Source organism: Xenorhabdus bovienii (assembly GCF_024721015.1).
Taxonomy (GTDB): Bacteria; Pseudomonadota; Gammaproteobacteria; order Enterobacterales; family Enterobacteriaceae; genus Xenorhabdus; species Xenorhabdus bovienii.
On sequence record NZ_JANAIF010000422.1, the window covers coordinates 1 to 269 of the forward strand.

1 protein-coding gene is annotated in these 269 nt (G+C 43.5%); it reads left to right on the forward strand.

What is annotated here, in order from left to right; all coding sequences use genetic code 11:
• The coding region (locus NXS07_RS22710) for a hypothetical protein (RefSeq protein ID WP_258087664.1) at positions 1-269 on the forward strand (269 nt) is incomplete at both ends.

Sequence of the window (269 nt, forward strand, 5' to 3'; positions counted from 1 at the left end):
GGGTATGAAATCTACCGCTTATACTTTCCTTCCTGCGTATGAAAATGACTATGCCTGGGGGCATAATACGAAAGAAGAGCTGTATGAAAAAGATAAAGACAATGAAGCCCGTTCCCCAAGTACAATGGAAACTACTCTGGACGACCTCTCGCTTTTTGTGGAAGGGGTAATGCAAAATAAGATCATCAGTAAAAAAACAACAGATCAAATGTTTACACCGCAGCTCAGGCTTCACTCTGTGGTACAGATGGGCCCCCTGTCTTTAAGGG